Below are 9,307 nucleotides of genomic sequence, written 5' to 3' on the forward strand. Positions count from 1 at the left end.
GTCCGGCGGACGCCGGCGTCGCCCGGCGCGCGGGCCGGGTGCGGGTGGCGGTCGGCGTCCTGCTGGTGGCGGCGGGGGTCGCGGCGCTCGTCGTGGGGGCGTCCGCGGGGGAGGTGCTGATCGGCGTCGCCGGCGGGCTCGTGAGCTTCGCGGGCGTCCTCGTGGTGGCCGTCGTGCTCGTGCCGGGCGTCGCGCGGCTGCTCGGAGCCGTGGCCGCCGGGCTGGCCAGAGTGCCGGGCAAACTGGCCTCCGACAACGCCCGACGGAACCCGGGGCGGGCCGCGGCGACGGCGTCCGCGCTGCTGGTGGGGGTGACGCTGATCACCATGATGTCGGTGGGCGCGGCCACCGCCGAGCGGGCGGTGACCGACGAGCTGGACCGGCGGCGTCCGGTCGACCTCATCGTCGGCATCCGGCAGGGGGAGGTGCCGGCGGCGGCGCGGGCCGCGGTCGCGGGCTCGCGCGACGTGGCCGCGTCCGGGTCGGTGTGGAACACCGAGAGCGAGGCGCGCCACGCCGGCGGGGCGCTCGACGAGCCGGTGCTCGCCGTCAGCCCGGAGGCGATCCGGGCGACGCGGCGTCCGGACGCCTTCGCCGGGCTGGCGTCGGGAGTCGTCCTGCTGCCGACGGCCGCGGGCGTCCCCGACGGCGCCGAGGTCACCCTGGGCGAGGGGACGCGCACGGTGCGGCTGCGCGCGTCGGTGGCCGCCGACCACGTGGGCTACGCGGTCGTGACGCCCGCGGACCTGCGGCGCGTCGGCCCGGGCGTCGAGGCGCTGTACGTGCGGTTCGCGCCCACCGGCGACGTGCGGGCGGCGTCCGGACGCGTCGTCGACGCGGTGCAGCGTGCCTCCGGCTCCGTCCTCATCCAGCCGGTCGCCGAGTCGCGGCAGGAGACGGCCGACCAGGTGGGCGTCGTCCTGCTGGTCGTCACCGGGCTGCTGGCGGTGGCCGTCGTCATCTCGCTGGTGGGCGTCGGCAACACGCTCGGGTTGTCGGTGCTGGAGCGCCGGCGGGAGATCGGGCTGCTGCGGGCCCTCGGCCTCACCCGGCGGCAGGTGCGGAGTTCGCTGGGGATCGAGGCGCTGCTCTTGGCCGCCGTCGCCGTGGTGCTAGGGCTGGGGCTCGGCGTCGGCTACGGCTGGGCGGGGGCGCGTGCGCTGCTGGCCCGGCATGTCGCGGACCTGCCGCTCGTCGTCCCGTGGGACCGGCTCGCCGTGGTGGCGGCGGTCACCCTGGCGGCCGGCTGGCTGGCCTCCGTCCTCCCCGGACGCCGCGCCGCCCGCGTCAGCCCGGCCACGGCGTTGGCGTCCGAATAGAGGGGCGTCCCTCTATTCGCCCGGGATTCTCGCCCGTGGGCCTCTTGCGCGCGCCACACTCGGTGATCGTCCGATCGGCTCGTGTGTGGGGGGGGCGAAGGACACGTCCGGAAGCGACAAACGGACAGGCAGGCGAACTGTGCGTGTCTTGCGACTCGCCGCTCTGGGAAGAGAGCTCCGCCACGGATACCGTAGAACTGCCGTGCCTCCTTGCTCGGCTTCACGAGGAGGAAAGATTCCATGCACCCCACCCCCAGAGCCTCCCTAGCGCGAGCAACCTTCGGCCCCTTTAGTTACACGTTCACCCGAGCAGGATGGGTGAAGGTGAGTGGAACCGGCGGCAATGCTTGGATTGTCAACGTGTGGTGCAAGTGATGATGGGGCGCTTTATTGCGGAGGTCGCCCTGGGGTTGGTGGCAGCGACGCTCATCACCGTCGCCGTCGCAGCAGCCATGTTCGCATGGGGCCCATGGGCGGATCCGCCGGGCGTCGATGCGCTCTTCTTTGTCCTCTCCGCCCTCGCCCTTGCCTTTCCGGCTTGGCGCTGGATCCGTCGCTGCGAGCGCGTGACACCCTAACGCCGACCCCGGCCCGCCCACGCCGTGACGCGGCCCGCCTCAGCTCGACCGCGGCCCCGGCCCGCTGCTGGCACGCACGATCAAGGTGGCCGGCACGAGGGTGGTGACCGGGTCGCCCACGACGTCCGGGTCGACCCGGCTCAGCAGCAGCCGGACGAGGTTCTCACCGATCGCCGCGAAGTCCTGCCGGACCGTCGTCAGCGGCGGCCACAGATACTCGCCCATGATGTCGTCGAACCCGACCACCGAGACGTCCTCGGGGACGCGCCTCCCGGCCTCGTGGAGGGCGCGCAGCAGCCCGGCGGCCATCTCGTCGTTCGCGGCGAACACGGCCGTCACGTCCGTGTCGGCCGCGAGGGCGCGGCCGCCCGCGTAGCCGGACGCCGGCGTCCAGTCGCCGCGGACGATCCCCGGAACCGGACGCCCCGCGGCCGTCAGCGCCGCGCGCCAACCCTCGGCGCGCTGGGACGCCTGCAGCGAGTCGTCAGGGCCCGCGAGCAGGTGGACCGTGCGGTGTCCGAGCCCGAGCAGGTGCTCCACGGCCAGGCGCGCGCCGCCGGCCTGGTCGAACCCGACGGACGGCAGCGCGGACGTCCGCGAATCCGCCACGACCACCGGCACGCGCGCCGGCGGCTGCAGCCCGTCGAGGTCGGCGGTCTCCAAGCCGAGCACGACGAGCCCAGCCACCCCCTGCGGCAGCCGGAAGATCGCCTGGTTGAGGTCGCCCACCGACGCGCTGGAGGCGTCCACGAGGGTGACGGCGTAGCCGCGCGCGTGGGCGGTCTCGGCGACGGCCGCGACGACGTGCGCCTCGCCCGTCCGCGTGAGGTGGTGCACGACCAGGCCGAGGGTGTCGGCGCGCCCCGAGCGCAGCGTCCGGGCGGCCGCGTTGGGCGTATAGCCGACCGTCTCCATCGCCTGCAGGACGCGCTGGCGCGTCTCCGGACGCACGTTGCCCGCCCCGTTCGCCACCCGCGACACCGTCTGCGCCGACACCCCGGCGACAGCCGCGACGTCGCGCGCCGTCGCGAGGTGCGCCCACCGGACGCCGCCCCGTCGGGGCCGCCGGGCCGGCTCGTTCACGCTAGTCGGCCCGCGTGAGCGACAGCCCGAACCGGCAGGTGTGGGACGCCCACGGCTCCAGCCGCACCAGCCGGTCGCCGGTGCGGAAGGCGTCCGCGGTGCAGGTCATCGGCTCGGCGGCCAGCCCGGCGCGCGCGGCGCCCGGCAGGCCGTCCCCGGTGCACAACTGCCAACACGCGAACCCCTCCTCGAACCAGCACGCCGCCTGGACGCCGTCGGGGTCGGTGAGCCGCACCCACGCCCGCCCCTGGGGGACGTCCACGAAGCCGTCGTCGAGAACCGTAGCGCCCAGTGGGCGCGCCTGACGGAAGTCGAACTCGGCGGGGAGGGCCGTCTCCTCGACCGGCAGCAGGCGGTCGTCCGCGCGGACCCAGCGGCCGGCGTCCACCTGCAGCGTGCAGTCGTCGAGGCGGTGGGCGCCGGGGGAGAGCCACGGGTGGAAGCCGACGCCGAGGGGGGCGGCGGCGTCCGTGAGGTTCGTCGTGGTGAGCGTGGCCTCCAGCCCGTCGTCGCCGAGCGCGTACCGCAGCTCGGCGCGCAGGGCGAACGGGTAGCCCACGCTCGGGAGGAGGTCCAGGGTGAGCGTCAGCCAGCCGGGCCCGCGGCCGGCGAGCGTCCAGCGGGTGGATCGCACGAGCCCGTGAATGGCGTTGTGGCGCTCGGGTTCGGACAGGTCGAGCTGGTACTCCACGCCGTCGACCGCGTACCGCCCGTCGCGGATCCGGTTGGGCCACGGCCACAGGACGCCGCCGTGCACGGCCGACGGCAGGTCGTCCTCGCCGAACGGGACGATGACGTCCCGCTCGCCCACGCGGTACTGCCGCAGGTGCGCGCCGACCTCGGTCACGACCGCGACCTGGTCGCCGTGGCGCAGCTCGTACTGCGCACCCGTCGGCCGAGGCGCGGTCCGCCGGACGCCTCCGGCGTCCACGACCGCGTAGTCCGGCACGGACACCGGCTCGCCGGGGTCGGCGAGCGCCGCGTCTCCGCGCGCCCGGACGCCGGAGCCGAACGTCCACGCGCCCGCGACGGACAGGGACGACGCCTCGCGCAGCGACGGCGTCCCGTGCGGGAAGTGCGCGTCGAAGTCGGCGATGCGCCGGTAGTGCCGGGAGTCCAGCGTCACGAGCGGCGTCCGATCGGCGACGAGCCGCGGGACGCCGTCGCGGCCCAGCGCGTAGGCGTCCGACCGGACGACCATCAGGTCGTTCGTCGTCTTCACCGGCAGGAACCGGTCGCGCCCGACGACGAGCGCCGTCGCCCCCGGGAACGAGCCGATGGCCGCGCCCATCGCGGTCTCGATCTGGTAGACCGCCGGCGAGTCCGGATCAGTCGGGTCGAGCGTCTTGGCGTTGCGGATCAGCGGCAGCCCCAGCAGCCCCTCGCGCTCGGTGAGGGCGCGGTGCAGGGCCTCCAGGTCGAACCACAGGTTGTTCGTGTGCGCGTACGGGTGGCGGTCGCCGTCGGTGAAGTACCGCATCTCCTCGGGCGCGGTCTGTGCGGTCTCGCGCAGGATGACGCGCCCGTCGGAGCGCCGGACCGCCAGGTGCCCGCCCTTGAGGTCGGCGGGCGTCCGGGGGGTGACCTCGGCGGCGTACGGCGCGCCGGAGGCCGCGAACCAGGCGGCGATGCGTCCGTCGGGCGCAGCGCCCAGGTTGTCGGCGTTGGCGGTCGCCGCGTACCGGTAGCCGAGGTCGAGCAGCCGCTCCAGCAGCCCGTCGCCGAACAGGGCGGTGTAGATGTCGCCGTGCCCGGGCGGGCACCACTCCAGCGAGCGGTCGGCGGGCCAGGACGCGGGCGTCAGGTCGTCGGCCAGGATCTTCGGCTCGGAGTTCTGCAGGAAATCGAGCGGCAGGCCGTCCACCGGCAGGTCGGGGTAGCGCTCGAGCGCGCGCAGGGTGTCGGCCTGCGTCCGGAACGAGTTCATCAGCAGCAGGGGCAGCCGCGCGCCCGTGGCGGCGCGCGCGTGCCGCACCTGCGCGACGATGAGGTCGAGGAAGCTCAGCCCGTCACGGACCGGCAGCAGCGACTTGGCGCGGCTCATGCCCATGGACGTCCCCAGCCCGCCGTTCGGCCTGATCAGGACCGTCTTTCCCAGGGCCTCGGACGCCGCCGCCGGGTCGTCGGGGAGGGTCTCGATCGTCGGCAGATCGACCAGCGGCTCGATGTCCGCCTCGGGGATCAGCCCCGTCTCGCCGCGCTCGAGCTGGGCGTAGTAGTGCTCGAACACCCGGATCGCCGCCGGGCTCACCTTCGCCGAGCGCATCTTCGTGCGGGCGGCTCGCAGCCCCGCTTCGCTCATGGTCTCGTCCTCCTGGCCTCTCGTGTGGTCGTGTGGGTTCGTGCGTCCGGCGGCTCAGCCGACCCGTTCGCCGCCCGCCGACGGCACGGCCCGATGGATCTCCGGCTGGGTCAGCCCGCGCTCGCGGGCCGCGTCGAGGACGGCCTCGGCCACGGCGTCCGCGTCGCCGTCGCGCACCAGCGCGATCGCGCTGCCGCCGAAGCCGCCGCCCGTCATGCGCGCGCCGAGCGCCCCGGCGGCCCGGGCGGCGTCGACCGCGACGTCGAGCTCGACGCAGCTCACCTCGTAGTCGTCGCGCAGGGAGTCGTGCGACTCGTTCATCAGGACGCCGGCCGCCGCCCAGTCGCCGGCCTCCGCGCGGGCGACGAACGCGGTGACGCGGGCGATCTCCGTGACGACGTGCCGGACGCGGCAGCGGGTCTCGTCGTCGTCGAGCGCCGCCAGCGCCGCGGTGAGGTCGGTGATCTCGCGCAGCGTCCCGACGCCCAGCCGCCCGGCGGCCGCCTCGCAGCTCGCGCGGCGGTTGCCGTACTGCCCGTCGCCCAGAGCGTGGCTGGCGCGGGTGTCGATGACGAGCAGCCGCAGGCCGGCGTCCGCGAGGTCGAGCGGCACCTGCCGGACCGAGCCGTCCAGGCAGTCCAACAGCAGCGCGTGACCGGCGGTCGCGCGCAGGGACGCCGCCTGGTCCATTCCGCCCGTGGGCGCGCCGGCCACCTCGTTCTCCGCGCGGACGCACAGCCCGGCGAGCGTGGCGCGGTCGGCGTCCGACCGATCGAGGGGGACGCCGGCGAGCTCGGCGAGCGCGAGGCCCACCGCGCACTCGATCGCGGCCGACGACGACAGCCCCGCGCCCAGCGGCACGCAGGAGGTGACGGCGACGTCGAACCCGGACACGGCGACGCCCGCCTCGCGCAGCGCCCAGGCCGGCCCGCCGCAGTAGGCGACCCAGCCCTCGACCCTGTTCGGGGCGAGGTCGTCGAGCGACCCGACCCACAGGTCGCCGTCGTCGAGGCCCGAGATCATGCGGACGCGGTCGTCGTCGCGCCGGCGGACGGCCGCGTAGGTGCGGTGGGGCAGCGCGATCGGCAGGCAGAGGCCGCCGTTGTAGTCGGTGTGCTCGCCGACGAGGTTGACGCGCCCGGGGGACGCCCACACCCCGTCGGGATGCCCACCGAAGGCCTTGCCGAACAGCGAGCGCGCCGAGCGCTCGCCTTTCGCGGTGGTCCATGCCTGGCGTTCGGCGTCCATGCCGACTCCTTCGTCTCGTCGTGGGGCCGCCGGCCGGCGGTGCTCTAGCCGGTGGCCGGTCTGGTGAATGTTTGCGTCACCATCGGCGTCGCAATCAGCTTGACACACGTTCGCGGCAGGTTCAAGATCTAGACATCTGCGGCAATGGTGACGCAAACATCTCCATCTTCGATGGTTGAGGCGCCAGAAACGCGGTTTTATTCATCATGCGAAAGGAGATGCCGTGGCGCCGATGGAAACGCTCATCCAGGCCAACGCGGTCGACTACATCATCCTGGCGACGTACTTCGCCTTCGTCCTGGGGATCGGGGTGCTGGCGCGCCGCCAGGTCTCGGGTTCCCTCGACTTCTTCCTCTCCGGCCGCTCGCTGCCGGCCTGGGTGACCGGGCTCGCGTTCGTCTCGGCCAACCTCGGCGCCGTCGAGATCATGGGCATGTCGGCGACGGGGGCCGAGATCGGCCTGCCGACGGTCCACTACTTCTGGATCGGCGCGATCCCCGCGATGCTGTTCCTCGGCATCGTGATGATGCCGTTCTACTACGGGTCGAAGGTCCGGTCGGTGCCGGAGTTCATGCTGCGCCGCTTCGGGCCGGGCGCCCACCTCGTGAACGCGATCTCGTTCGCGCTCGCGCAGTTGCTCATCGCCGGCATCAACCTCTACCTGTTGGGCAGCATCGTCCACGCGCTGCTGGGCTGGCCGCTGTGGGTCGCGCTCATCGTCGCGGCCGCGATCGTGCTGTCCTACATCACGTTCGGCGGGTTGTCGGCGGCGATCTACAACGAGGTGCTGCAGTTCTTCGTGATCGTCGCGTCGCTGCTGCCGCTCGTGCTGCTGGGCCTGCACAAGGTCGGCGGCTGGCAGGGGATGGTCGAGCGCATCACCGCCGCCGCGGCGTCCGCGCCGCCGGAGGCAGGCGTCCCGCCGGCCGTCGAGCAGCTCAACAGCTGGCCCGGCCAGGCGCTGTCGGGCTTCGACAACCCGGTGGTTTCGGTGATCGGCATCGTGTTCGGCCTGGGGTTCGTCCTGTCGTTCGGTTACTGGACGACGAACTTCGTCGAGGTGCAGCGCGCCATGGCGTCCGAGTCGCTGTCGGCGGCGCGCAAGACGCCGATCATCGGCACGTTCCCGAAGATGTTCGTCCCGTTCATCACGATCGTGCCCGGCATGCTCGCCAGCGTGCTCGTCGTCGAGATCGCCGACCTCAAGGCGGGCGGTCACCCGGTCGGCGGGTCGTCCGGTGGGGCCGTCACGTACAACGACGCCCTGCTGTTCATGATGCGCGACCTGCTGCCGAACGGCCTGATCGGCCTCGCCATCACCGGCCTGCTCGCCGCGTTCATGGCCGGTATGGCCGCGAACATCTCCGCGTTCAACACGGTGTTCAGCGTCGACATCTGGCAGCACTACGTCGTCAAGGACCGCCCCGACGACTACTACGTGAAGACCGGCCGCGCCGCCACCGTGATCGCCACCGTGATCGCGATCTTCACCGCGCTGATCGCGTCGAGTTTCTCCAACATCATGGACTACCTGCAGACCCTCTTCGGCTTCTTCAACGCGCCCCTGTTCGCGACGTTCATCGTGGGCATGTTCTGGCGCCGCATGACGCCGACCGCCGGCTGGGTGGGCCTCGTCACCGGCACGGTCAGCGCCGTCACGGTGTGGGGCATGGCGCAGGCCGGGATCTTCCATCTGCCGGGCCAGGGCACCGCGTTCCTCGCGGCGTCCGTGGGCTTCGTCATGGACGTCCTCGTCAGCATCGTCGTGTCGCTCGCGACCAAGCCGAAGCCGGCCGAGCAACTCGTGGGGCTCGTCTACTCGGAGACCCCGCGCGAGCACCTCGTCGACCCGCACGAGAAGACGCTGCCCTGGTACCGCCGGACGCTGCCGCTGGCCGGTCTGTCCCTGGTGCTCGTCATCATCCTGAACCTCGCCCTCTGACCGATTGGAGGAAGACCATGTCTCACTCGTCACACCAGGCATCCACCCCGACCAAACACTCCGCGGGAGTCTTCGACATCCGCATGATCATCGGGCTGCTCCTGCTGATCTACGGCGTCATCCTGACGGCCACCGGCGTCTTCGGAGACCCGGCCTACGACAAGACGGGCGGTGTCAACGCCAACCTGATCGCCGGCGTCGCGCTGCTCGCCGTGGGCGGCTTCTTCGCCCTCTGGGCGCGGTTGCGTCCGATCATCGTCGACGAAAGCAAGCTGCCGTCGGCCCCCGGGCGCCCGGCTGATCGCTGACGGACGCCCACCCGGGTCCGCGGCGTTCCCGCGGGAACGCCGCGGACCCCCGAAAAACGTTCCCGCGGGAACGCTTTTCGCGTGCCTGGGGTGCGCCCTAGGTGGTCGCGCGTTTGACCGTGACGTCGTGATAGACGGGCGTTTTCACCGACCGTGCGATGAAGCAATAATCGCCGACACGATGATGAAGCGCCTCGGCCCGGGCGGCGTCGCTGTCCGGCGTGATGGTCACGACCGGGTGCAGGGTGACCCTGGTGAACTGCCCGGCGCCGCCGGGCTCCTCGGTCATCAAGCCGGTCGGATGATCTTCATAGGCGGTGACGACGATCCCCTCGGCGGCGGCGAGGCTGAGGTACCAAAGCATGTGGCACTGCGCGATCGATGCCACGAATAGTTGTTCGGGATTCCACCGTGCGGGGTCGCCGCGGAAGGCCGGGTCGGCGGAGGCGGCGATGACAGGGACCCCCGCGGCGGAGAGCTCGTGGTCGCGCGAGTAGGCGCGGTGGGAACTGGTCCCGCTCCCGGTG

Annotated in this window: 8 protein-coding genes and 1 pseudogene; 4 read left to right on the forward strand and 5 right to left on the reverse strand. The window is 72.8% G+C overall.

Going from position 1 to position 9,307, the window contains the following annotated elements; translation table 11 throughout:
• Positions 1-1,319, forward strand: a 1,319-nt coding sequence (locus tag WMJ97_RS12985; RefSeq protein WP_347349424.1) for an ABC transporter permease, incomplete at its 5' end; no start/stop codon positions are given.
• Positions 1,320-1,681: 362 nt separating this feature from the next.
• Positions 1,682-1,897: a hypothetical protein gene (locus tag WMJ97_RS12990; protein ID WP_347349425.1), complete on the forward strand. Its 216-nt coding sequence runs from the start codon at positions 1,682-1,684 to the stop codon at positions 1,895-1,897.
• 39 nt (positions 1,898-1,936) lie between these two features.
• Here the strand turns inward: WMJ97_RS12990 and WMJ97_RS12995 are convergent, their stop codons facing one another.
• From WMJ97_RS12995 to galK, 4 genes and pseudogenes are all read right to left on the reverse strand, one after another.
• Entirely contained in the window at positions 1,937-2,980 is a 1,044-nt protein-coding gene (locus WMJ97_RS12995) for a LacI family DNA-binding transcriptional regulator (RefSeq protein ID WP_347349426.1), read from the reverse strand.
• A gap of 1 nt (position 2,981) precedes the next feature.
• Positions 2,982-3,935, reverse strand: coding sequence for an aldose 1-epimerase family protein (locus tag WMJ97_RS13000; protein WP_347349430.1), 954 nt, complete (start codon positions 3,933-3,935; stop codon positions 2,982-2,984).
• Positions 3,909-5,282, reverse strand: a pseudogene (locus tag WMJ97_RS13005) (UTP--glucose-1-phosphate uridylyltransferase); the annotation flags it as partial. The pseudogene WMJ97_RS13005 and the gene WMJ97_RS13000, both read right to left, overlap by 27 nt.
• 54 nt (positions 5,283-5,336) lie before the next feature.
• The gene (gene galK, locus WMJ97_RS13010; RefSeq protein ID WP_347349427.1) at positions 5,337-6,530 is read right to left on the reverse strand and encodes a galactokinase; all 1,194 of its coding nucleotides are present in this window, start codon (positions 6,528-6,530) and stop codon (positions 5,337-5,339) included.
• A 232-nt stretch (positions 6,531-6,762) separates the two neighbouring features.
• Between galK and WMJ97_RS13015 the strand changes: the two genes are divergently transcribed.
• On the forward strand, positions 6,763-8,472 hold the full coding sequence (locus WMJ97_RS13015) for a sodium:solute symporter family protein (RefSeq protein WP_347349431.1): 1,710 nt from the start codon (positions 6,763-6,765) through the stop codon (positions 8,470-8,472).
• A gap of 17 nt (positions 8,473-8,489) precedes the next feature.
• On the forward strand, positions 8,490-8,780 hold the full coding sequence (locus WMJ97_RS13020; protein WP_347349428.1) for a hypothetical protein: 291 nt from the start codon (positions 8,490-8,492) through the stop codon (positions 8,778-8,780).
• A 97-nt stretch (positions 8,781-8,877) separates the two neighbouring features.
• On the opposite strand, the gene WMJ97_RS13025 is transcribed toward WMJ97_RS13020, so the two are convergent.
• A partial coding sequence (locus WMJ97_RS13025) for an OsmC family protein (RefSeq protein ID WP_347349429.1) occupies positions 8,878-9,307 on the reverse strand: 430 nt, incomplete at its 5' end.

The organism is Nigerium sp., from assembly GCF_039811905.1.
Lineage (GTDB): Bacteria > Actinomycetota > Actinomycetes > Propionibacteriales > Propionibacteriaceae > Propioniciclava.